Consider the following 22,462-nt stretch of genomic DNA (forward strand, 5'->3'; position numbering starts at 1 on the left):
TCCTGCGGGTCCTGCGAACCGATGACGACCTTCAGTTTCAATCCCGTTCTGGGTTTCTACCGCATCGCGACGCGCCATAGCCGCTCTCGACGGTGTACGCAACGGTGTTTCAATCCCGTTCTGGGTTTCTACCGCATCGCGACAACCCGTCTCGGAGGGCAACACAACGCGGCAGGTACCGTTTCAATCCCGTTCTGGGTTTCTACCGCATCGCGACATGCGGCGGTGGCCGTCGGTCCTCGAGAGCCTCGAGAAGTTTCAATCCCGTTCTGGGTTTCTACCGCATCGCGACGCGGAGTAACCGAGACGGAGCACCGACAAGTGATGGAGTTTCAATCCCGTTCTGGGTTTCTACCGCATCGCGACGCGAAAGACGACCTCGACGAGGACCTCATCGCCAAGTTTCAATCCCGTTCTGGGTTTCTACCGCATCGCGACGTGACTGCCAGAACACCTTGAGAGCGGCCGCCGACGCGTTTCAATCCCGTTCTGGGTTTCTACCGCATCGCGACGGAGCGAACTCTCCGACGAGCTCAAAACATGGTTGTTTCAATCCCGTTCTGGGTTTCTACCGCATCGCGACCGCATCGGTGCGACCAACAGCGTCGGGACGAGCTACAGGTTTCAATCCCGTTCTGGGTTTCTACCGCATCGCGACCCGGCGCGGCGACGTATAGCGACGCCGGGACCATGTTTCAATCCCGTTCTGGGTTTCTACCGCATCGCGACCCGTCTGCAAGGCCAATCACCATCAGGCCGTACTGTTTCAATCCCGTTCTGGGTTTCTACCGCATCGCGACCAATTTCCCGTGAGTCTCACTCCGCGACAGTCATGTTTCAATCCCGTTCTGGGTTTCTACCGCATCGCGACCCGACGACCCCTCTGGCTCGGGCAAGAAGTTCGCCCTGTTTCAATCCCGTTCTGGGTTTCTACCGCATCGCGACAGAACGCACACCGTGACAGCCAGTGCCCCCGTCTCGTTTCAATCCCGTTCTGGGTTTCTACCGCATCGCGACGCCGGGAGGTCCGAACTGGACGGCGATTCTCGTCCTGTTTCAATCCCGTTCTGGGTTTCTACCGCATCGCGACAAGACATCGGCATCGACCCCGAGACGGGGGAACTCGAGTTTCAATCCCGTTCTGGGTTTCTACCGCATCGCGACCCGCAGACCTCCAGTACAGACCCCGCGGTCCACTAGTTTCAATCCCGTTCTGGGTTTCTACCGCATCGCGACGACGTAGACATCAGAGGTCTGAACGACATCTACCGTTCGTTTCAATCCCGTTCTGGGTTTCTACCGCATCGCGACCCGCGGCGCAACTCCCCGGCGGCGCGGGCGCACTGACGTTTCAATCCCGTTCTGGGTTTCTACCGCATCGCGACCCCGAGTTCGGTCTCCAGTTGACCGATGGTCATCGGTTTCAATCCCGTTCTGGGTTTCTACCGCATCGCGACGTCCGGGCCTCCGACGAGCTCGAAAAAGGGGACGTGAGTTTCAATCCCGTTCTGGGTTTCTACCGCATCGCGACGCACGACTGAAATCGAAACCAGCGAAATCTTGGCGTTTCAATCCCGTTCTGGGTTTCTACCGCATCGCGACCCTAGCGGCGGCACTCTCACTAATCCCTTTTCTTGTTTCAATCCCGTTCTGGGTTTCTACCGCATCGCGACCTTATCCACACACTCCGCCAGAGCCTCGAGCTCATGTGTTTCAATCCCGTTCTGGGTTTCTACCGCATCGCGACAGGGGGTGTATATTCGTCGAGAGCATCTATATCTTTCTCTGGTGGAACAAGAACGCGGGTGTCGTTCGTGGACCCCCGCTGTACACAGCTTTGAAAAAGGTCGATGAAGAGTTACACTCACACACGAAGCTGACCGGCGAGTGTTGGTTCGACGTGGCGGGTTTTGCCTTCCTTCCACGTTTTGACGGCACCATCGGATTCCAGCGCATCAAGATGTCGTCCAACAGTACTTCTCGACTTCCCCGTCTCGTCGGCGATTTGAGGGAGTGTCGTATTTCCGTTGATAGTGACGAGGGACCGGAGTGTGTCGAGGGTCGCGTCGGACGGGCGACTCATCAGGTTCGGGAGAGTGATTTCTTCAATTTCTTCGTCAATGTCCCTGAACTGGAGTGCGAGATCGACAATGTCTGACCGCGCAATTGCAGCGATGGTCAGCGGGAGGAAAATTTCCCGTGGACCCCCTGCGAAGTTCAGTACCACCGTTCCTTCGGCGGCTTCAAGGATGTCGACGCATTCAACGACTGCAGATTCAAACGACTTGTAGCTGATCTTTTCGATAACGATGTCTGATCCGGGACCGAGCTCGTTGACAGTCTGGTTGACGTCTTGGATCGCACTTTTGGCTCTATCGCTTGTATCGCCGTGCGGTCGGAGGAGTACGACGACGTCGTTGGCGTTGAGGCCATTATCGAGTATTGGACGCATCACCCGCGGGCTGTAGTGCCCAATTGTGGAGACGTACGTTCGCATGTATCCGATTGCAGTCGAGTTCGACTAAATGGTTTGGCTTCGTTTTCGTGTTATTGTCCCTGTATATTTGCGGATAACTGAATACATCTCCAAAATCGTAAAAAGATTCAAGGGGGTAACCAACGCAAATGTGATTGTGAACCGACATACCAAAGCCTACGGTTGTGAGGTGTTATGCGTCGGGTCGACTTGACGCTTGAGCCAGAGGGCTCATTCCCGGTACCGACGGCGAATGGCTACCAGATCTACAGTGCGATCCTCTCAGCACTCGATGACGTCAATAAGGACATCAGCACACGTGTCCATGATTCCTCGATTGGGAGTCTGACGAACAGCGGCCTCCTCGGAACATTTGACGGGAGCCGTCGTGATCACCACAAACGCGTAATCTGCGACGAGACGTACAACCTCAAGATGGGTGTCGCTGACTCTCGCGACCAAGAGGTCTTCCAAGCGCTTGCCGATGCGTTTGTTTTCAGCGATGATACACTCGAACTTGCGGACGGTGACTTTCGGGTGCGAGACTTCGCGAGCACGAACACGACCCACGCGGAAATCCTCGAAGATGCTTCAGAGATCGTCACACAGCACGACGATACCTTCGAGATTGAGGTTCGCTTTGAGACACCGACCTGTGTCAAGGAGAGTGGAGAAATCACCACGATGTTTCCCCACCGTGGGAGCGTCTTTCGCTCACTCTTGCGAAAGTGGTCCTCGACAATCCCAGATAAGCGGGCCGACGAACTCGAACTCGCAATGACGCGCGAAGACTTCGAGGCAAATCTTATTGAGAAACCCGATGCGGGCACGTACGAGACACACAGTGTCCTCGTTAATCGTGGTGAAGACGGCGGACCAATCCTTCGTCAGGGATTCACAATCGACTGTACGTACAAGTTCAAGGATGCGAGCGAAGCCACCCGGACCGCAGTCACGGCACTTGCACTTTTCAGCGACTATGCCGGCGTTGGTGGATTCGTCTCCAGAGGGTGTGGGACAGTCTCTGTGGAGGTTGGACGGTAATGTCTACTCCCGAATCGATTTGGGGAAATCGAGATACCCATCCAGTCCTCGCGCAGTATCTTGTTGACCTCGATCCCTACCTTCTCGACATCGGGTGGTCTTTCGAGTCAGCGAAAAGCGTTGAGTATGGCCTGACCGACCAGTCAATGCTCAACCACGTCCGGAACGGCGTGTTCGCTATCGTACGACTGAACGATATTGCACCTTCGTTTGGTGCTCACGAGCTGAGCGATGACGAGCTTCGGAAGGTCGTCGCGCTGTTCACCGTTCACGACCTCCACAAGCTCCGAGATAAGCAGGGGATTGACGAGGAGTATGATATCAACGTGGATGAGGTAGCTACTCTCGTCGATGCGCTCGGTGTCGGTTCGTTTGCCCCTGATCTTCGAATTGAGACGTTCCACGCGTGCGCGGTCGACCATGCGAATACGTGGAACTCAAATCCAGAGCACTCCACGCGGACGTATGACCAACTCCGGCCCTACGTTCGCCTCGCCGATGCGTTTGCGTCTTGCCAAACGCCGGAATCAGCGACAGTCGAGCGGAACCAGAAGGGGTTGGAAGTGGCATACCCCGGAACCGACCTCGAGCTTCAACACCACACGCTTGACGACGTGAAAGGTGTGTTCACGAACCTCCTTAGCGGTGCGGTCAGCAACGTCCTCAAAGAGCGCTTCGGGTACGAGCGACTTCTCATCTACCAAGATGGTTGCGTTTATCTGACTAGTGGGTATACTGAGGTGACAATCGACGACGAGTTGATCGGCGATGTCTATGATCGCCTACAGTCCGAAATTGGGGACTCACACCCTGCATATGACGACCATGACGCGCTCGCGGATAACCTCTCGACGCAGTCGCAAGGTTTCTACACGATTAACGATCAAGACTTCTTCTACGCAGGGGCGCGGAACCTTCTCTACGCGGTTGCGGTGAAGGCGAAACAGGATGCCGATCCTGATTCAGACCCGACAGATAGTATGGCGGAGACGATGGAATCACTGAATGAGCGCCTTCCAATCGATATCGATGCGACGACTCGAGTCGCTCCGGGATACGCCCGGCTGGTGTACACGTTCAAACGCGCGTTTGTTGACCCACTCGTCGATGCCGGCTTGACAGACGAAGATGCCCTCACCGTCACGTGTCGGCTCTTCGATGTCGATGGAAGTGTCCTCGACAGACTTCAGGAGACACGCGATGACGAGAACATTGATCTCACGGCTGGCGGGAAGTGGGACTACGCGTACGCAGTCGGTCAGCACGTCGCAGACCGAGCGCGTCGTGACCACTGGCAGGATGTTCCGGGCGAAGTCGCGAAGCTCCTGATCACAAACCTCGACGCGCTCGACGAGGGGTGGGAGGATATCGTCATGGACGCACACACGGGACAGTTTGAGACCGAAATCCGGGCGTATATCGGCGACACCCTTCGAATTAGTGGGAATGCATCTCCTCCGACGGCAGAGATGGACGAACTCTCCGACCCATTCGAAGAACATCACGCCACTCGCCGGGGAAAGACGTGTACATTCTGTAATCGTGGGACAACGAGTAACCGGAAGAGCGATATGAAGGCTCCAAAGTCGCTCACGACGCTCCAAGCGGGCTATTCGAACCGGATCCCCGCCGACGCTGGCCAGCCCGAAAAACTCCTCGTCTGTACACCGTGTCAGATCGAGTTTTCCCTCCGCGAGACCGGTTCGAGTCGACGCAATGCTGGCCGAATATTCGTTCATCTCGTGCCGGATTACTTCTACACGCCAACGATGTGGGATCTCTACTCGGATGAAATCTTCGCACGATTCACGGGTGAGGCAATGACCCGGATTGGTCGTCTCGCCTCTGCGATGTTTGATATCGCAACTGCCGAGGAAGACTGTGACCGAAGGGTGGAGACGAAGATTTCCGAGTCAGTATCGACGGTCCTCCGCGAGGCGACACGTGCTGAAGATGGGGGCGGGCGTTCGATGATCGAGCAACTCCAGAACGGGTTTGACCCCAGTGCTGGCTTCGGGTCGCAGACGCTCTCATTTTATAAGCCCAAGGATAACGAGACAGAATTCCAGTTCTTTGGCGTCTTTGTCGGACTTGCGGTTGCGTCGACGATGGGACTGCGAGCGTACGTCTCACAGTCCCCAATTCCGGAGGTTCGGGGTCGTGACTACTCTGAGATGGTGAGGCTCGACGCTGGTTTCACGACGGTAAACGAGTTCTACGGACGAGAGATCCCACTTTCGAAGCTTCGGACCCGACTCGGTGCCGCTGCTGCCCTAATCCAACTCGGCTATGCACTCGCCCGCGACGATGCCCGATTCGCGAAGTATCTTCGGACCGTCCGGAACAAGCCGCTTCCGGGATCGTACCTGTTGAAGCGGGCAGTACTGGATTCCGATGACGGTGGGACTTCGCGGTACCTGCTCGAAGAAGCAGATTACCTCGACCGGTATGGAAACCTGACAAACGACGCGGATACAACAACAGCAATCAACAAATGACGAACACAACGAAAGACGATGTGACCGCACTCGCGGAACTCGCCTACGATGCGATACGTCCCGCGTACGGGAACGACAAGCCGTACGCTATCGAACGAGTATTCCGCGAGTCGGTGAAAGCGGTGAAAGATTCGAATGAGTTCCGGCTGAGCGCCGACGAGGCGGCACTACTCGTCGCCGGCCGACTCGAAAAGCTCCATCAGCGAAGTGAACAGGTGTGGCCAGTTCCTGCCGAGAAAAGCAGAAGTGGAGATCAACTGAACGAACGCATCGAGCGGTACGCAGGCGAATTCGCACAGCGACTCCTCGCTGATCGATGCGAGGGGAAGCCGTCCCTGTTGAAACGGCGAGCGAACAATCTCGCGGACGGCTTCTACGCGGCGACGATCCGACTGCAGCGCGAGACGATCAACGACACGACGGAGACCAACTGACAATGTTTGACCACGACACTTACCCCGAACTGGAGCGCGGCACCGTTTCCCGAGACGAGATGACGATCGCCCCGAAGAACAATTTCACAAATGTCCTCGTTCTACGTGAGCTGGAGAGCCACGCAGTCTTCACAACTGACGGGCAGAGCGCCGACCTCGCCAACGTCGCGGTCGGATTAGGAGATGATCGTGAGACATACTCACCCGGCCTGATGTTCATGCGCAAGCAGACGGGAAGCGACCGACGCTTCGGGAAGTCCCTGCAGCGTGATCTCCTCCAGACGGAGTGTACGATGCAGGTCAACGGCATGTGCCAGGACTGCGTTGAGTGTATCCTCTATGGGAGCGCCGCGAGCGACGATGCCGACCAACAGCTTTCAATAACGTCGCGAGTGATGTACGATACCGCATACACGCTTCGGGACGCGACCGTGACGATTGACGAGAAGTTCCAGAACGCGCCGGGCGACGACTACGCGAAGACCGCAGAAGCGACGATCCGCGAACCTGATTTCTTTGAACCCGGAACACTATTCCCGTCAGTCATTACGCTCCGTGATGCAACGCCCGAAGAACTCGCGTTCGTCCTCGGGATCACGGCGAAGAACAAGCGCTACGGTGCCGCGACGTCACGTCTCGGCCGCGTCAAGAACCACCTCCTCGGTGTCTACACTGGGAGTGAAGAGGGTCCAGCGAATCTTGGGCTGACCAGGGATGTCGTCACCCGTCTCCGTGACAGCGACGAGACGTCCGCCGATTCGATCCAAGATGTTATCACAGCGGCGGCGCACGACCCACAACTCGTCGGAGACCATCTCCAGTCTGCCTTCGATGACCGCGTTAATACTGAGCGGGGTGGTCTCGACCTTGAACGCGTCCCAGATGATACCGTCGACGACTTGCTTGAAACTGCGACTAGTGACTCGCTCGCCGATGTCCTTGAAACGCAACTAGACGCCTCGCGTGCGTTCCTCGAACAGACTGACTGAGAGCATGATGGCAGCACTCGAAGTGACGCTCCGGACGCAAGGGGAGATCTGGTTTGCGAGTCGTGAAGTCGGTCGGCTCGCAGACACGGAGCCGTATTTCCTGAATACGGCGCTCTACTACGCATTCGGGTTTGCGTCTGGCCGGTACGTCGATCGCTTGTTCGAACCGACGTACCTCGACGACACCGATGGGGTCTCCGAGGAGTTGTACGTGACGCCAGCAACGCCATCTGACAGTACTGGATCTGGGCTCGCCAATCGGATCACTTCAACGTACAACACGAGCAGCGATGACTACGCGACAATCAACTACTCGGCGCAAGACGATCCGGATGCGAAGCAGAATCTCCCCACGTATGGTCGTCGTCGTGTGCTCGGGCACGGGAACGAACTCACGTGCTACCTGCTCGGACGCGGTCTCAGTACGAGTGAACTCGAGTCGCGCGTCCCGGGATACATCCGGCTTGGGAAGAAACGCGGCAAAGCACGCGTTGAGACCGAGCCTCTCGACGTCTCACAAGATACCGGTGAGTTTGATCTCGGTCACCCGATTGGTGCATACGACACGGATCTCACACCGGTGGGAAATCTTGTTACAAAACGGATGCGACCGACGCCACTCGTGATGCAGGCATCCTATGACGGCGCGTATGTCGAACTTGGACCAACGAATCTGGATGGTAAAAACGGCGTCCAGCTCCCTGCTGACGCGACCTTCCTCAAAACCAAGCGATGAGATCTCTACTCCCTCTCTCAGGTGTTGAACTCCGACGGCATAAGGATCCCGAGTATCCAGTCGAAGATTCCAAATTCGAACCGTACGCCCACCAGCAGGACATCCGAGAGCTGTTCCAGAACTCGAACGAGTTCCTCGCAGTAAACGATAGTCCGACCGGCGGTGGGAAGACGATTTCATGGCTCGCGCCCGTCATCGAATGTGAGGACCACGCGCTGGCGGTCTACCCGACGAATGCGCTCATCCACGACCAGTACAATCAGATCAGGGAGGAACTCGATGAGAGCTTCCCCAAGCGAGGATCCGATGTCGCGGTGCTCCCGATCACAGCTGACATGCTCCGGACACGATACGCGACCAAGTATCCAGACACGAGGACGAACGGCGAGCGACTTCGAGCTCTCCTTCGGACGTACGTGTATCAGCGCGGAGACCCGGTACTAGTGTTGACGAACCCGGACATTCTCGTGATGATGCGTCGGCACATCTACGGACGTACTGGTAACCCTGGCTCTCGGGTCAGACAACTCAACGAGTTTGAGACAATCGTCGTCGACGAGTTCCATCGCGCCGGCAGAAAAGAGCAGAATACGCTCCTGTTCTCGCTCGACGAGATGTACGACCTCCCTAATTTCCAGTGCGCGCTCTCGAAAATTGTCCTACTCAGCGCGACCCCGACTACTCGTCTCGAACACCACTTTGAAGAGGCAATGAGTGCGCCGTATCGCCGCGTGACGTCGAAGCGCGAGACGACTGAAGAGCGCTCTTTCAACGAGACACCAACTGATGGGTGGGGTGCAGTTATGCCTCCCGTTGATCTCGACGTCCGCTCAGCGGCAACGTTCGACACGGCGAGTGAACTCCTCGGTGAGGACTGGGACGACACCGAATCGTTCGCCCGGAAGGCTGGACGAACCGTCTTTATTCTCGACGGGATTCACGAGGTGGACGAGGTTTACACTCACCTTTCGAACACGTTTGATGGCCGAACCGTAGTTCGTATCGACGGGTTCCACCGCGGCAATCTCGAAGAGAAACTTGACGATTTCGACATCCTCGTGAGCAACTCAGCCGTCGAAGTTGGAATTGACTTCACAGTCGATCGTCTCGTGTTCTCGGCGCCTGATCGGGCGAGTTTTGTCCAGCGCCTCGGCCGTCTTCGAACTAAATCCGAACCACAATCCGCTCGCTGTTATGCCTCGACGAACGTCGCTGCGTCGCTTTCGGAAATCGAATGTGACGGTCGTGTCTCCCGTGAACAACTCATCGAAACACTCGAAGATGCCTACCACGACCCCCGAGAATTCGAATCGTTCGACTGGCGATACTCGGCAGCCGAAGCCTATCACCACATCGAACGTCGTGCTCGTGATGCCAACTCGGAACGTGCCGAGGAGATCCGCGAGAAGGGATGGGAGCGTATCCTCCGACACTTTGGCGGCGGTGATCCACCGCTCACCCAGTCGGATGTTAAAGCACACGCAGATGTTATCAATAATGCCGTTGAGCGGACACTTCAGTGGTACCGCGGCGGGTCGCTTCAAGCGCTCGTCTACGACCGCACACCAGGCACGAGCGACCCGATAAAAACGTACGACCTCTTCTACCTCCTACGTCATGGTCATGTTGAGTTCTTCTCACGAACTGGGTTCGACGAGGTTGTTCCGAACGAGCACACCGACGATGTCTCTCACCTCGCGCCGTACGTTACAGGCTACTGCACGTACGACGGGACAATCGAAACGAACGACGACGGTTATGGACGGAGCGTCCGTCTCAAGGCTACTTCCGAGACCTATGGCTGGCTACGTGCCGACGACGGAATTGACGACGAGACACGGAAGCCGCGCGAACTTGATGGGATTGGTATCGATGTCGAGCCAGATGGTGCGGATCGGATTACATCGATTGAACATCTTCGCGACGAGATGCGCGAGGGCCTTGACGTGCTCTGCTATGCGGTCAAGAACCACCCACGACGGGTCAAGAACCAGTACAATCTTGGAAAGTTCCTCTTCCTCTATCCGCTCACCGTTGGTGACGAACAGTGGTGTGCCGCACTCGGTATCGACGCGCTCTATCTCCACTGTGCGGTCCAAGAGGCGCAGAACGCTGTCGACTTGGAGAGTTTGGGGATCGACCTTTGAGATGACGGGTTCGAGCTTCAAGGACGAACTAGTATATGTGAGCGCGTTGAACGAGTTCGTCTACTGTCCACGCCGGTACTATTACCAGCGATACTACGACGAGATTGGAGAACCCTATGAACTCGTCGACGGCCGATCGAAACACAAACACGCATCCCGCCGCGGGAGCTGGGTGACGGAGCGATACTTCCGTTCTGATGACCTCGGGATGCACGGGAAGATTGACCTCGTTGACACCGAGACTGGGACACCGACCCCAGTCGAACGGAAGCGTTCCGAGAGCGGATCATACTATTCAAGCGACGAAGTCCAACTTGCTGGCTACTGCATGCTGCTCGAAGACGCCATTGACGAGTCCGTAAATGTGGGGTACATCTACCTTTACTCAACCGACACGCGCCACTCGGTCCGGATCACGCAGGATCACCGTGAGGCTGTCCGAGAGATACTGAGGCGTATCCGTTCAATGTCAGTTGATTCGATCCCGCCGCTGACGCAGAACCAGTCGAAATGCGAGGCGTGTTCAGCGAGGACGTACTGTATGCCTGGTGAGACGGCGGTTCTCTCACCCTCTGAGGCCGAAGGGACTGGATGGGAGGGAACGATACCCGGAGATTTGATATGAAAGAGAGCCAGGGCATCTTTGAGGATTCAGTTGTATACGTCACGACACAGGGTTCGCAGGTCCGTATAGACGGCGGTCAAGTCGTCATCTACGATGTAGAAGGCGACGACGGTGAACTCGGAGCGTTCCCAGTCGAGAAGCTTGATACAATCAACGTTTTCGGCGGTGTGAACTTCTCAACGCCGTTCGTTGCAACAGCGAACGAGCACGGGATCGTGCTCAACTACTTCACACAGAATGGAAAGTATCGGGGGAGTTTCGTTCCAGAACGTAACACAATCGCAGAGGTCCGACGCGCACAGTACGCACTTACTGGCCGTGACGAGCTTGCGATTTCGAAGGCGATGATCGCAGCAAAGATCAGGAATGCACGGACGATTCTCTCGCGGAAGGGTGTCCGAGGGACGACTGTTCTCAAAGACCTCGGCGAACGTGTTTCGAGCGCATCGAACAAGGACGACCTTCGCGGGATTGAGGGTGAGGCTGCAGAACGCTACTTCAGCCGACTTGACGAGACTCTCGTCGACAACTGGACGTTCGACACGCGCAGCAAACGACCGCCCGAAGACCACATCAACTCGCTATTGTCGCTGACCTACGTGATGATGAAAAACGAGGTTTTGAGTGCGCTCCGCTGCTACAACCTTGATCCTTTCTTGGGTGTGCTCCACGCTGATCGGCACGGACGACCGTCACTCGCCCTTGACCTCCAAGAGGAATTCCGGCCGCTGTTCTGCGATGCCTTCGTCACGCGTCTGGTAAACCGTGGGACAATTACTCATGATCAGTTTGGAAACGACAACCGACTTACTGACGACGGTTTCCAAGCGTACTTGGACAAGTTTGACGGCTACATGAACGAAGAGCTGACGCACCCGTATTTCGAGTACCGTGTAAGTCGCCGCAAGGCGATCCGACAGCAGGTGATCCTTCTGCGGAAAGCGATTACGGGTGAGCTTGATGACTATCACGCGCTGGAGGTGTCGCGATGAGACTCGCAGTGACGTACGACGTCAGCGACGATACGAATCGTCGACGCGTCTACCGAACGCTGGAACGATACGGAGCGTGGCGCCAGTACAGCGTTTTTGAACTCGACGTGTCGAAGAGCGAGCGGGTTGAACTCGAAGACGAACTTGAAAGCCACATTGAGCCGGCCGACGGAGATCGAGTTCGGCTATATCGGCTTTGCGAAGCTTGCCAGGAGGCGACAACAGATCTCGGAAATGAGCCACCAGATGAACAATCGAACGTCATCTGACGTTGACCTTTTTCAAAGCCGTGTACAACAGGGGTCCACGAAAGTGGACTGCGCTATCATGGGTGGAGCAAGGTTTATACACCACGTCAAGCAAACTGCACCCCCTGTCGCAGGGCAATAGAAACCCAGAACGGGATTGAAACTTCTGAGCCGTGAGTTCCGAACTCGCCTCGTCGAAGGTCGCAGGGCAATAGAAACCCAGAACGGGATTGAAACTGTCGAACGAGTACTCCATCGTCGCGACCGACGAGAGTCGCAGGGCAATAGAAACCCAGAACGGGATTGAAACACCTCAACAGCTACCGTGAGAGCATGACAGCACGGCGTCGCAGGGCAATAGAAACCCAGAACGGGATTGAAACCTCCGTGACCGGCTCGGGAAGGAACGCTGTCGCCTCGTCGCAGGGCAATAGAAACCCAGAACGGGATTGAAACGCTCCAGTATCTCGGCCACGCGGACCGTCGCGTTGGTCGCAGGGCAATAGAAACCCAGAACGGGATTGAAACTCAATCGCTCTCCGGTTTCGTCTTCAATCCCGAGTCGTCGCAGGGCAATAGAAACCCAGAACGGGATTGAAACTGTTCAACAGTCTACATTACAAAAAACTATCAAGGTGTCGCAGGGCAATAGAAACCCAGAACGGGATTGAAACTTCCCGGGAGATGAGTGGCCGCTTTGACGAGGTGTGTCGCAGGGCAATAGAAACCCAGAACGGGATTGAAACACGCCGAACCACACACTCTCGTCCCGCTCGCGTCGGTCGCAGGGCAATAGAAACCCAGAACGGGATTGAAACGCGACTGGTGGAGCGAACACGGCTGGCTGGAATACGGTCGCAGGGCAATAGAAACCCAGAACGGGATTGAAACCGCTGTGGCCGAGCGAATCGAGGCCCCATTATCTTGTCCAGTAGAAGTCCACAACAGTTGGTTCGAAATCGCCGCTGACCACACCGCCGTGGTTCTATATGTGCCAATCTGAACGGCTGTGAGGAGTCCATGGATTTATTTCATCTATCTAATATCAAGAATGTACACTCTGTCCAGGTTTATCCCCGCTCGAGTTGGGTATACCACGGATTTAGTGAGGTAATGGCCTGAAAAACTCGAATACACAGGTTGACTACTCTCGTGGATTTATTGATGAAACGCTTCAGATAATCTTCCCGCCATCTTCCTTTGCCGGGCCTTCCGCTCTTGCTCTCTCGACAGGTAGTTCCGAAGAACAACCTCCGTCGACGAACTCCCCTGGTCTTCTGCCACTCCTTCCAACCCCTCTAGAACCTCTCCAACTGCTTCCTGATACGCCGAGTACCAGAACCGCCGTCCCATCTTCGGCGTGGGCGTATCCCCATCAACAACCACGCCAGCACGGTCAGCAAGTTGCTTGAACCGACGACGAACCGTACTCACAGACATGTGGCCTGTCGACGACGACCGAGAGGGAAACAGATACCCGTTCCACGTATCCCGGTCAGACAGCACGTCAATTCGATTAGCGACGACGTCGACCCCATACAACAGCGTCACCTCACCAGGGCCGTTCTTCCGCTCTCCATCACCGAACGACAGATGCGGGTCTTCAGTATCCAAGACCACCTGGTCGACGTGCAACGCAGCAACCTCCGAGGGACGTAATCCCCACCCAGCGAGCGCAACGACGAGCAACTCCGCTTCGGGTGAACCCACCTCACTGTAGATTCGACGCACCTGCGACGCCGACAACGCCTGTGGGTCTGGCTCACTGGCTTCCCAGCCGAACTCTTCACCGGCCTCTGAGAGCGGATTGTACTTCGCGTACTTCCGGCGTTTCACGAAGGCGTACCACGCTCTGGCGACGTGCAGATACTCGAGCTTCGACCGGTCAGTCGATAGCTCCTCGTCGAAGACGTCGAGGACGGCAAGACATCGCTCTATCTCTCGCGGTTGCTGGTCTAGCTCGGATAGTGTTTCGAGCAACGCATCTGTCCCGTGCAACTCCCGGTACGTCCGAACCCACTTTGCCAACCGTGTTCGGTGGGTCTCGACGGTACTCTCTGCCCGTCCACCACGCGTTTCTATCGACGAGAGATACGCTTCGAGGGCGTCGACGGTTGCGTCGTGATTAACGTTCCACTCCCACCCGTCAGTTGCCTCGTCTTCAAGACCGACGACGTCGACAAAGAACTGCTTGGGAGTCAGATCGTGATGCTCGCGTAGTGCGTACGCGATACCACTGTATCCATGTTCGGTGAGCCAGTCGTAGGTTGGAACGTTGCGGTCCTCGTCGAACCCATCGCGATATCGTTTCGGTGCGATGTCTTGCCAGTAGACGTCGACGAGTTCGTCGAGGTCCATACGCGACCAGTTGTAGCGGCGGCTACGCGTCTCTGGGTTAGTGGATTCGTCGTCTGATTGCTGGCTGATGGACTGCCTTGTCATGCCGATTTACTGTTCGAAAGGCTGTTTGCCGTGTTTCGGGACGACTTTGAGCTGGTGAATTTCATTGGTCTCTGCTGTATTTCACACCAGAATAATACTTTGGCTTGTGCGGGAGTGGTATAACAAACAGTCAATCGGATGTACCGCATGGCCAGCAAACTCTCGGCCTAACCAAACAAGTACTCACTCGGGAGGTTGTGCGTTGAGTTCGATCTCTTCTCGAGCTTCAATTACTGTCTCGAGGTTCATGTCGACTTCCCATCGATAACTTCGCCCACCTGTTTGGCCCTTGTTCTCGTCGGTTCGGATGAGAAACCCGAGCATATGGAGGTCATCAAGGTGATTCTGAATCGATTTCAACGAGGTCAGGTGGTCGTGACCCCACGCATCTGCGACTGCTTCGTACCGCTGTTGCACACGTTTGGTCCGCACTGACTCATCGTCCGCCAGTTGTTGGCGGGCAACGGACTCGAGCACCAGCTGTGCGTGCATGGTCTGATCATCGATTTTGTCACGGAGCTGCCCACGGTTGACCTGTTCTCGGACTCTCTCGACGTGCTCTGCAGTAACCGTTGTAGCCCCGTCTTTTTGAGCAGTATCTGCGGCTTCACGAAGCAAGTCAATTGCTTGCCGGGCACTCCCGTCATCTTTCGCGGCGAAGGCAGCACACGCCGAAATAGCGCTGTCTACGCATGCACCATCGACGAAAGCACGCTGGGCGCGGTCGGTGAGAATAGTTTGGAGCTCGCCAGCATCGTACGTTGAAAACGAGATCTCATGCTCCATGAGCGTCGACTTGACCTTTGCAGAGAGTGTGTTGCGGAATGTGTAATTGTTTGAGATTCCGATAAGACCGACTTTAGCCTCGTTTATGTGCCCGTTCGCACGTGCTCGTGGGAACTCGTAGAGTAATGGATCGGGATTAGAGAGATGGTCAATCTCATCGAGGACAAACAGATGAGTTCCACCGAGACGCTCCATCTGAGCGTATAATTCTTCGAATGCGTCTGCCGTTGATGGACCTTTCTTCGGGAACGAGGCTGTGTCCTCGGGGCGAAGACTGTTAACGAGGTGGCGAACGGTTGAATAGACGCTCTGGTTGTTGCAATTGACCTTCGTGACGTGGATTTCGTCTGCCGTATCGCGACGAAGTGCTTCGCGTTGGAGTTCACTGAGAACGAAGTTCGTCACCGCAGTTTTTCCGACACCCGCCTTTCCGAACAGGAAGATGTTGTCAGGGCTGCGACCGAACAGGGTGTCGGTCAGCGCGTGTTTGTATTCTTCAACCTCGGAATCGCGTTCGAGAATCTCGTCTGGCTGGTACTCCTCTTTTAGGACACGCTTCTCACGGTAGATCTCGTCTTCCACGTCCTCGAACAGGCCACCCATTGATGTTCCGAACTTTCTGACATAGTAGTATAAATGTATGGTTCGAGTGTTTCGAGTGTTCTGTGTTTATATATACTGGTGAGAGGGGTGATTTCGAGTGTTCCCTTGGAATGATGTGCACGGGATCATACTTCGTTGATTGCCGAGAAGGTAAAACATATTATACAGGTAATGGACAGCGTACGTAAGCGTAAGGTAGAACACTCGAAATCACCCCTCTCATTCTCGAGCAGCGAGCACGCGAACCCACCAGTTTCACGCAGTACTTCCGTTGGAAGTGTGCTGAACACTCGAAAGTACCCCTCTCTGTGAGATGGCCGTTTGAGTTAGCCAAAAAAACGACTAGTTGAAATCTTCACGCCTTGACAGGAGTGGCGTAACACATGCAGAGGGTGAGTTCAGCACGACAAGGAGATTCAATTCACAGACAAGGTTCTAAACCTCTCGTTCAGTTGGAGTTCGTATCAACCACCGTCTTAGCGTACTGCTTTCGCCAAAATCGCTTCAATAATGTTACTTGATTGGGGCGTTGTTATTTTCTATGGCTTCTGGGCGCTACCCCCGTATCACGGTTGCTGAAGGCTCTCAACCCAGCAAGGAACCCTTCCGGCTCAGTGTGGAGACGCTACGCGATTTCTCATCCGATGCACCTGCTCAGATTCGGGGTTCATTTGAGAATCTTTCCTCCGAAGAACAAACGGTTGGCTTCGGCTCAATCCAGCCGTATTCCAGTATTTGGAGTGAAGGCCAAGGATGGCTTGTTCTCATCCCGAGTAAGCGTCAGGTACAGAAACACGCCTTCGGAACAGACGAAGAGATTATTCCGGACCGCCCGGTTGAGGGTTGCTGGCAGACGAATCTTGTTCACTTCGTTCTTCCTGACGTACTTAGATGGCAGTCACTCGATGCGGGAGAGTGCATTCAGACCGATTACACTGTACTGCATTACCCGGAGCGGGAAATATTGGAGGACACGATGGACAAGTGGGTGAGCAATCGGCCCGAAGATATAGGCTGTCTTCCCGCAGGGGAACACCGCTTTACCGAATCATTTGTGCCGAAAGTTAGAGCGGACACGACATGGGAAGAGTTTGAGTGGAACTATACACTCACGATTAAAGAATAGCACTCTATCTACCGATTCAGACGGTCGAATTCCGGTAAGTTCCCATGACCGACTTGCGCCCTATATTCAGCACGCCCACAGAGACCTCACCGAGTGCTGTCAGAATCGGCGTGCAACACTCAGAGGGTGTGTCGCTCAAAGCCGTCCCACACCATCCACCCCTATTGGACGTAAATTCACACCCCTTCAGAGTCGAGAGCTGACTCTTTAGGTGGTCTCCGTCCTCGGATGAGTTGTACACCTCTCCGAGTTGTCCAAACAAGAGCGACGGCAAACAGATAGGTGAAGAGGAAGAATCCTACTGTGCCGAGTGACTGGTTAACCGGGGCGATCGCACCGAGGAGTGTTGAGTAGAGAACCATCACAGGGAGGGCGAACAAAAACAAGCCTCCGAGGAAAGTCCGAACAATCCCAGTCGGCTCACCGAACAGGAATTGGGAGAGAAATCCGAGATAACCGAGTGCGGGTAAGGCAAACACGACAAGGACTGCACGGTTCCACAAGTGGGTTCGGAGGGCACTGTCCATACAACTGTGTACGTGGTGACAAATTATAACTGGTACTGGTAGACTTGCGCTCTCTATTCAGCACGACCGCAGAGACCCCACTGAATACTGACAGAATTGAGGTGCAACTGCCAAAGTACTTCTCTTTTTTGACCTTGAGACTGCAACCAGAGCAGTGTGTCATGACACGGATGGCTGGTCACAACAAATATATTCGTAGAGCGATTATCTCTGCTTACCATGGCAACGAACAACGACAAAATCCAGTTTAGGGGGGCTGACGAGAAGCGAGCAAGTCAACGCCTCAGTGAGATGCGTCTGGGAGGGATTAACGTCAGTGAACTCGCTCGAGAGGGACTCAAGGAGAAGCTTCGGGAAGTACTCTCGAATGAAGAGCGAGTCGAGTTGCACCAACAGTACCTCGACGGAGAACTGGACGAAGGCGTTGCAAAGATTCTCATTGGAGATCTGCTCGAAGATATCGAGCGTGAGCGCGAGGCAGTCGGGAAGGCGGAGACGCTCAGTACCGATGGCGTCTTCCAGAACGAGTAACGAATGGGTTCAGACGAGATACGGCACCCTGTCCTTGTGGATACCGACGCGCTCATTTCTGTAGCAAATACATCTCTGTGGCCGAAGGTTGTAGGCAATCTCAACCTGACGACGACGAACGTCTGCATTCATGAGTTGAAGCGACACATCCGCGAAAAGTCTGAATATGCACCTGAGGGGAGCCGTCAAAAATGGATTTACGATGGAAGTGTAGCGGCACTCAAACCGTTTGAAGACAACTCAAACACGGCGTTCACCACAATCAATAGCGTTCCCCGGCCGCATGGGCCGGACGCTGGAGAACAGTCGTTAGAACAAGAACTCGAACAGCACCCAGAAAGCTACACGTTCGTCGTTCTCATGGATCAGAGGGGTCGAGAATCGATAAACCGAGTCTTCGAGGAACGAGACCAATACGGTGTTGCAGTCGCTCCCTCCTATCTACTCTACTTAGTCCACAAGAACGGCAACTGTTCGAAGCAGGAATTCTGTGAGGCGTGTGGAGAGCTTCTGGAGGGTGAGGGGTGGACGAGCTACAGTGCGATACAAGCGATTTGGCAGGAAATCCCGATTGACTGCAGTTCGTACTTAGATGGAAACCGATTGCCCTGACAGGTAGACCGACGTCACTCGCATCGCAGGTTGACACGGTGGCCAAGGCCGACGAGTTCGTCGAGGCTCATCTGTGACCACTTGTACCGACGATTTTGTGACTCGTTCTCTGGTGCCTCCTCTTCGACCTCTATACTGGGAGTTAGACTGCTGATTCAAGCCTGCTCACCGGGGGTTAACCCTCTCGCTGAGTCTTTGGGTGATTCTGAGTTCGAGATTTTCATTGTTCTACGACAATCTCAAATCTACTTTACACTTCGGCTGATGCGGGAGTGGGTCATACACAACGAAAATTAGTAAAATCGAGGAGAAGAATGCCGAAGACCTTGTATATTATACTTCGCTATATGTATTTTCTGTGGGCAGAAGTTGAGACTGGTCGTTTCAATGCATATGGATGAGCAGGTCAAGATATTACCAAACAGTTTTGGATGGATCAACTGCTCAGTGGGTATGCGAATATTTGGCTCTGTTGAAAATCCTTCGGAAGTGATAGATTCTGATCCGGCCGTGGTCAGTGTAGGGAACGCATTTACTATTGAGGTCAGTAATTGAAGTATGAATGAGGTCCGGCGTTTCGACTTGGAGAATCCGTGGCTGTTCGTTTTCACGAACGTTGTTGTCGGGATAGTAGTCGTAAGTGCTATCCAAGTGGCACTATTCAATGGCGAGTTGACTAGTGCAGTCATGGAGGGAGGGTTACTCGGTCTCGTTTGTGGAATTACGATGTTCTATCTCAGGAAGGACGACTGGTTCTGATACATTCCGTCAATACACAGCTCTCATCGACTGGCTGTTTCATTCCAATTTATGTTTGAAGAATAGGATTTCAACAGAGCCGAATATTTCACCTGTACCTTCCGACTAAGGCCACAACAATCCCGATGGCGATGATGAAAACAGAGGGAAGCACCGCTTCTGAGAACGACTGAGTTGTCGCTATTGAGCCGCCAATACCTCCAATCCCGATGAGAAGAACACCAATAGATTCTAACTGATTCACAAGAATGCTCTTCTCTTAGTAAAGTGAAGAACTATCCGATTCGGAACGGCCATTTCTGACGACGTTGGCTCCTGCTACGGCTAAAACTAATCCACAGACTATGAAAACCACTACAAGTACTGTATTGATGGTACCCGAGATAACATCAAATCCGTAGCCTGCTATCAGGTGTCCCCGTCCAGTTAGGGTGAGTCCCAGCGGGGCAATACCTATCAAGACCATCGTCACCCCGAGAAAGATATCCCCAATTCGCCTCTGGTTCATGTGGGATGTAACAAGCCGCCTTTGCTTGGTTCTTCCCCTGCATTGACCGAATCAAGACTGAGATAATTCCAGCGCGACGAGACCGAACCAGTTGGGAGAGCCAGCCTGCGTATGTACCGTCAATCGCTGGGCGACGAATGCGGAGCAGATGCTTCGGTGTCGCTATCGCTCGTGGATTCGCGTACAAGTGCCACACCCGCCATCACACCGCCGAGCCAAATACTAGCTAAGAGGGCCACTATTGAGGAGCCATCTGGAACAAGCGTACTGTTCGTTGTGAGGAGGACTAATACGGGCGTCATCACACCCACAAGACTGTACCAGAACTTCGAGTGACCGGACCATCTACCTCGATACTGAGGATAGGCGAGAAAGCCGTATCCTGCAACTGAGGACGTAACCGCAATAGCACTCCCTATCCACAAATCACCACGCTGTACACCGAATAGATAACCAAGTACAACCCCGATTCCGGCACCGACGAGCGCCGAGGACCAAGACTTCATAGGAGATGAGACGATTGAATGGCAGATAAGTCTCCCGTCTATACTGAACGATAGTTGATTCACCTGTATTGAGCAGTTAGACGAATACTTGAACGCCCCGTGATCAGCATTCCTCCGTGGCCCCGACACGCGAGTCTCGCTACACCGTCTTCCGCCAGATCGCCCAGGTATCCTACGCCGACTGGCCAACGTACGAGTCTAGCCCGCTGTTCGATCGCTCATCCCTCCCCGCGCTGGAATCAGACGTTCGCCTCGTCGCGGAAACGTGGTTCCAACATGACGAACACGAGGCAGTCGAATCATTCGTCCACGCAGTGCCGCTCGCATACCTCCAGCTCGACGCCTATGACCGATACGCAGGCTCGACGAGTTATGAGATGGAGACGCTATTTCGACTGTTCCTGCTGAAGGAATGCTATGGCTGGGACCACGAGACTGCCCTTGTTGAATACCTTTCCCAGCATCCCAATCTCTGCGAGCGCCTCGACCTAAAGACGGTTCCAGACCAGTCCACACTGTGGCGCAGTTGGCATAAACGGTTCACTGCCGAGCTTCGCAGTACAGTCGAGACAGCCGCGCGAACCATCCTCATCAAAGCCCAGAACGTGGGTGTTACTGTTCCGCGGAATCCAAACCGACATCGTCAATCTCACGGTGACGAAGCGGACGAATCGAACCCAGACGATCAAGCTATCCTCGACGAAACAGCACCGATCACGGAGCGCGTCAGCCGCGTTGTCTTCCCGGCATTTTCGCTAGACCGAGGAGAGGGCTGTGAGATTCACGAAAACGCCTACTGGGACTTACAAACGTATCTGGGGCTTCGCGAGAGGCTGGCTGCGAACGAAGGGGCTCGCAGTTTCGTCTACGAATCGACTCGGGATCGGACGCCGCTGGGCCACGCCCACCGTGAGCATATTCGTGACCTTTCGATTGAACAGGTTCGAGAAATGTATAGTCAGGCTATCCAGAGACTCCTGAACGAGGTCTCTGAGACAGAGGAGTTCTTCCGAGCCGGAATCGTCGCCATCGACATCACCGAAGCAGACCCCTTCACGGGCGATAGAACGGGCTATGAGGACGAGATCATCGGGACGAAAGAACAGACCGACGAGTACGCCTACCAGTGGGCAACAGTCCAGTTGGTCGGCAACGCTGTCCCAATTGTGCTGGACGCACGTCCGGTCCAAAAGGGGGAGACACGATTAGAAATCGTGGAGGACTTGCTCAACTCCGCTGAGGATCTCGTTCACGTTGATAACGTGCTGATGGACCGAGAGTTCGATAGTCAGCATGTTCTGGAGATGATCAGCCAGCGTGGGCTCTCGTACGTCGTGCCAAAGCGGATGCAGACGAGTGAGAAAGCCCAGGCCAAGCGGTTGCTCCGACGTGATCGAGATCGCTACGAAACCGACCGAAAGTTGCATCTCGGGAGCAACGAGTGGCACGAGACGACGCTGATCTATCGCCGGAAGGAAAACTCTGAACACGACGATCACCGGCAGTACTCTGTGTTTATGACGAATCGGGGGAGCGGGCACCTCACTGAGTATGGCTACCGCTGGGAGATCGAGAGTGGCTACAAGTCCATCAAGCGATTCATGGCCGCCACGACATCGAAGGATTTCGGACTCCGGTTCTTCTACTTCGCGTTCGCGTGTCTGCTGTACTCGATTTGGCGGGCGGTTGATTTGATCGTCCAGGTTGAGTTGACTGGCGAGTACGAGCACGCGCCAGTCGTGACGGCTGATAACACATTGACGCTGCTGAAGAAGGAGACTGGGATCGGATAGCAGGGTCCTCGCTCCGGATCAGTGCGGATTTCCGAGTGGCAACGCTATCGAGAATCTCGGCAAAACGGCGATTTAGTTGT

At 54.8% G+C, this 22,462-nt stretch carries 20 protein-coding genes and 2 CRISPR repeat arrays (1 of these 22 only partly in view); of the genes, 14 read left to right on the forward strand and 6 right to left on the reverse strand.

The window, feature by feature from the left end; all coding sequences use genetic code 11:
- A CRISPR array of direct repeats spans positions 1 to 1,747; the repeat unit is 37 nt; unit sequence GTTTCAATCCCGTTCTGGGTTTCTACCGCATCGCGAC (it extends 403 nt beyond the left edge of the window).
- A gap of 117 nt (positions 1,748 to 1,864) precedes the next feature.
- The gene (gene csa3 / locus ACFQI8_RS18935; protein ID WP_006600199.1) at positions 1,865 to 2,497 is read right to left on the reverse strand and encodes a CRISPR-associated CARF protein Csa3; all 633 of its coding nucleotides are present in this window, start codon (positions 2,495 to 2,497) and stop codon (positions 1,865 to 1,867) included.
- Between the two features lie 174 nt (positions 2,498 to 2,671).
- Between csa3 and cas6 the strand changes: the two genes are divergently transcribed.
- Genes cas6 through cas2 form a run of 9 tightly spaced genes read left to right on the forward strand, consistent with a single transcriptional unit; the run spans position 2,672 to position 12,210 of the window.
- Positions 2,672 to 3,520, forward strand: a complete 849-nt coding sequence (cas6, locus tag ACFQI8_RS18940; RefSeq protein ID WP_390247576.1) for a CRISPR system precrRNA processing endoribonuclease RAMP protein Cas6 — start codon at positions 2,672 to 2,674, stop codon at positions 3,518 to 3,520.
- Positions 3,520 to 6,018 carry a type I-D CRISPR-associated protein Cas10d/Csc3 gene (gene cas10d, locus ACFQI8_RS18945; RefSeq protein ID WP_390247578.1) on the forward strand — a complete coding sequence of 833 codons (2,499 nt, stop codon included), beginning with the start codon at positions 3,520 to 3,522 and terminating at the stop codon, positions 6,016 to 6,018. Before cas6 ends, cas10d (ACFQI8_RS18945) begins: the two co-directional genes overlap by 1 nt.
- On the forward strand, positions 6,015 to 6,452 hold the full coding sequence (cas10d, locus tag ACFQI8_RS18950) for a type I-D CRISPR-associated protein Cas10d/Csc3 (RefSeq protein WP_049896053.1): 438 nt from the start codon (positions 6,015 to 6,017) through the stop codon (positions 6,450 to 6,452). The genes cas10d (ACFQI8_RS18945) and cas10d (ACFQI8_RS18950) overlap by 4 nt, the downstream gene beginning before the upstream one ends.
- Before the next feature lie 2 nt (positions 6,453 to 6,454).
- Positions 6,455 to 7,441 carry a type I-D CRISPR-associated protein Cas7/Csc2 gene (gene cas7d / locus ACFQI8_RS18955; protein ID WP_390247580.1) on the forward strand — a complete coding sequence of 329 codons (987 nt, stop codon included), beginning with the start codon at positions 6,455 to 6,457 and terminating at the stop codon, positions 7,439 to 7,441.
- Between the two features lie 7 nt (positions 7,442 to 7,448).
- Positions 7,449 to 8,177 (forward strand): type I-D CRISPR-associated protein Cas5/Csc1, encoded by a 729-nt coding sequence (gene cas5d / locus ACFQI8_RS18960; protein ID WP_239640817.1) that lies wholly within the window; start codon positions 7,449 to 7,451, stop codon positions 8,175 to 8,177.
- Positions 8,174 to 10,324, forward strand: coding sequence for a type I-D CRISPR-associated helicase Cas3' (cas3, locus tag ACFQI8_RS18965; protein ID WP_390247582.1), 2,151 nt, complete (start codon positions 8,174 to 8,176; stop codon positions 10,322 to 10,324). Before cas5d ends, cas3 begins: the two co-directional genes overlap by 4 nt.
- Position 10,325: 1 nt before the next feature.
- Positions 10,326 to 10,949 carry a CRISPR-associated protein Cas4 gene (gene cas4, locus ACFQI8_RS18970; protein WP_390247584.1) on the forward strand — a complete coding sequence of 208 codons (624 nt, stop codon included), beginning with the start codon at positions 10,326 to 10,328 and terminating at the stop codon, positions 10,947 to 10,949.
- Entirely contained in the window at positions 10,946 to 11,941 is a 996-nt protein-coding gene (gene cas1 / locus ACFQI8_RS18975) for a CRISPR-associated endonuclease Cas1 (protein ID WP_007274333.1), read from the forward strand. Before cas4 ends, cas1 begins: the two co-directional genes overlap by 4 nt.
- Positions 11,938 to 12,210 (forward strand): CRISPR-associated endonuclease Cas2, encoded by a 273-nt coding sequence (cas2, locus tag ACFQI8_RS18980; RefSeq protein WP_007274334.1) that lies wholly within the window; start codon positions 11,938 to 11,940, stop codon positions 12,208 to 12,210. Before cas1 ends, cas2 begins: the two co-directional genes overlap by 4 nt.
- Positions 12,211 to 12,316: 106 nt before the next feature.
- Positions 12,317 to 13,080: direct repeats of the CRISPR family, unit length 37 nt; unit sequence GTCGCAGGGCAATAGAAACCCAGAACGGGATTGAAAC.
- Between the two features lie 267 nt (positions 13,081 to 13,347).
- On the opposite strand, the gene ACFQI8_RS18985 is transcribed toward cas2, so the two are convergent.
- Positions 13,348 to 14,547 carry a tyrosine-type recombinase/integrase gene (locus ACFQI8_RS18985; RefSeq protein ID WP_390247587.1) on the reverse strand — a complete coding sequence of 400 codons (1,200 nt, stop codon included), beginning with the start codon at positions 14,545 to 14,547 and terminating at the stop codon, positions 13,348 to 13,350.
- A 267-nt stretch (positions 14,548 to 14,814) separates the two neighbouring features.
- A complete protein-coding gene (locus ACFQI8_RS18990) occupies positions 14,815 to 16,020 on the reverse strand; it encodes an AAA family ATPase (RefSeq protein ID WP_390247589.1) in 1,206 nt (401 codons plus the stop codon).
- 541 nt (positions 16,021 to 16,561) lie between these two features.
- Between ACFQI8_RS18990 and ACFQI8_RS18995 the strand changes: the two genes are divergently transcribed.
- On the forward strand, positions 16,562 to 17,146 hold the full coding sequence (locus ACFQI8_RS18995; protein ID WP_390247591.1) for a hypothetical protein: 585 nt from the start codon (positions 16,562 to 16,564) through the stop codon (positions 17,144 to 17,146).
- Positions 17,147 to 17,322: 176 nt separating this feature from the next.
- On the opposite strand, the gene ACFQI8_RS19000 is transcribed toward ACFQI8_RS18995, so the two are convergent.
- A complete protein-coding gene (locus ACFQI8_RS19000; protein ID WP_390247593.1) occupies positions 17,323 to 17,673 on the reverse strand; it encodes a hypothetical protein in 351 nt (116 codons plus the stop codon).
- A 219-nt stretch (positions 17,674 to 17,892) separates the two neighbouring features.
- Here ACFQI8_RS19000 and ACFQI8_RS19005 point away from each other — a divergent pair, with 219 nt between their 5' ends.
- The 3 genes from ACFQI8_RS19005 (at position 17,893) to ACFQI8_RS19015 (ending at position 19,575) form a co-directional block, all read left to right on the forward strand.
- A complete protein-coding gene (locus tag ACFQI8_RS19005; protein WP_390247595.1) occupies positions 17,893 to 18,204 on the forward strand; it encodes a DUF8065 family protein in 312 nt (103 codons plus the stop codon).
- Between the two features lie 3 nt (positions 18,205 to 18,207).
- On the forward strand, positions 18,208 to 18,816 hold the full coding sequence (locus ACFQI8_RS19010; protein WP_390247597.1) for a hypothetical protein: 609 nt from the start codon (positions 18,208 to 18,210) through the stop codon (positions 18,814 to 18,816).
- 558 nt (positions 18,817 to 19,374) lie between these two features.
- On the forward strand, positions 19,375 to 19,575 hold the full coding sequence (locus tag ACFQI8_RS19015; protein ID WP_390247599.1) for a hypothetical protein: 201 nt from the start codon (positions 19,375 to 19,377) through the stop codon (positions 19,573 to 19,575).
- Positions 19,576 to 19,834: 259 nt separating this feature from the next.
- Here ACFQI8_RS19015 and ACFQI8_RS19020 read toward each other — a convergent pair whose 3' ends face one another.
- Positions 19,835 to 20,083, reverse strand: a complete 249-nt coding sequence (locus ACFQI8_RS19020; RefSeq protein ID WP_390247601.1) for a hypothetical protein — start codon at positions 20,081 to 20,083, stop codon at positions 19,835 to 19,837.
- Positions 20,084 to 20,202: 119 nt separating this feature from the next.
- Positions 20,203 to 20,589: a hypothetical protein gene (locus ACFQI8_RS19025; RefSeq protein ID WP_390247603.1), complete on the reverse strand. Its 387-nt coding sequence runs from the start codon at positions 20,587 to 20,589 to the stop codon at positions 20,203 to 20,205.
- A gap of 116 nt (positions 20,590 to 20,705) precedes the next feature.
- On the opposite strand from ACFQI8_RS19025, the gene ACFQI8_RS19030 reads away from it, so the two are divergent.
- Entirely contained in the window at positions 20,706 to 22,382 is a 1,677-nt protein-coding gene (locus ACFQI8_RS19030) for a transposase (RefSeq protein WP_390247605.1), read from the forward strand.
- The last annotated feature ends 80 nt before the right edge of the window (positions 22,383 to 22,462 follow it).

This window comes from Haloferax chudinovii (assembly GCF_042663345.1).
GTDB classification, from domain to species: Archaea; Halobacteriota; Halobacteria; order Halobacteriales; family Haloferacaceae; genus Haloferax; species Haloferax chudinovii.

What these genes read in the sequence shown, in the direction of transcription:
- cas4 (WP_390247584.1), top strand. Translation starts at nt 10,326, where the DNA reads ATGACGGGTTCGAGCTTCAAGGACGAACTAGTATATGTGAGCGCGTTG.
- ACFQI8_RS18985 (WP_390247587.1), bottom strand. Translation starts at nt 14,547, where the DNA reads ATGGACCTCGACGAACTCGTCGACGTCTACTGGCAAGACATCGCACCG.
- cas3 (WP_390247582.1), top strand. Translation starts at nt 8,174, where the DNA reads ATGAGATCTCTACTCCCTCTCTCAGGTGTTGAACTCCGACGGCATAAG.
- ACFQI8_RS19015 (WP_390247599.1), top strand. Translation starts at nt 19,375, where the DNA reads ATGAATGAGGTCCGGCGTTTCGACTTGGAGAATCCGTGGCTGTTCGTT.
- ACFQI8_RS19000 (WP_390247593.1), bottom strand. Translation starts at nt 17,673, where the DNA reads ATGGACAGTGCCCTCCGAACCCACTTGTGGAACCGTGCAGTCCTTGTC.
- ACFQI8_RS19005 (WP_390247595.1), top strand. Translation starts at nt 17,893, where the DNA reads ATGGCAACGAACAACGACAAAATCCAGTTTAGGGGGGCTGACGAGAAG.
- cas1 (WP_007274333.1), top strand. Translation starts at nt 10,946, where the DNA reads ATGAAAGAGAGCCAGGGCATCTTTGAGGATTCAGTTGTATACGTCACG.
- cas10d (WP_049896053.1), top strand. Translation starts at nt 6,015, where the DNA reads ATGACGAACACAACGAAAGACGATGTGACCGCACTCGCGGAACTCGCC.
- ACFQI8_RS19020 (WP_390247601.1), bottom strand. Translation starts at nt 20,083, where the DNA reads ATGAACCAGAGGCGAATTGGGGATATCTTTCTCGGGGTGACGATGGTC.
- ACFQI8_RS19025 (WP_390247603.1), bottom strand. Translation starts at nt 20,589, where the DNA reads ATGAAGTCTTGGTCCTCGGCGCTCGTCGGTGCCGGAATCGGGGTTGTA.
- cas5d (WP_239640817.1), top strand. Translation starts at nt 7,449, where the DNA reads ATGGCAGCACTCGAAGTGACGCTCCGGACGCAAGGGGAGATCTGGTTT.
- cas2 (WP_007274334.1), top strand. Translation starts at nt 11,938, where the DNA reads ATGAGACTCGCAGTGACGTACGACGTCAGCGACGATACGAATCGTCGA.
- cas7d (WP_390247580.1), top strand. Translation starts at nt 6,455, where the DNA reads ATGTTTGACCACGACACTTACCCCGAACTGGAGCGCGGCACCGTTTCC.
- ACFQI8_RS19010 (WP_390247597.1), top strand. Translation starts at nt 18,208, where the DNA reads ATGGGTTCAGACGAGATACGGCACCCTGTCCTTGTGGATACCGACGCG.
- cas6 (WP_390247576.1), top strand. Translation starts at nt 2,672, where the DNA reads ATGCGTCGGGTCGACTTGACGCTTGAGCCAGAGGGCTCATTCCCGGTA.
- ACFQI8_RS18990 (WP_390247589.1), bottom strand. Translation starts at nt 16,020, where the DNA reads ATGGGTGGCCTGTTCGAGGACGTGGAAGACGAGATCTACCGTGAGAAG.
- ACFQI8_RS18995 (WP_390247591.1), top strand. Translation starts at nt 16,562, where the DNA reads ATGGCTTCTGGGCGCTACCCCCGTATCACGGTTGCTGAAGGCTCTCAA.
- csa3 (WP_006600199.1), bottom strand. Translation starts at nt 2,497, where the DNA reads ATGCGAACGTACGTCTCCACAATTGGGCACTACAGCCCGCGGGTGATG.
- cas10d (WP_390247578.1), top strand. Translation starts at nt 3,520, where the DNA reads ATGTCTACTCCCGAATCGATTTGGGGAAATCGAGATACCCATCCAGTC.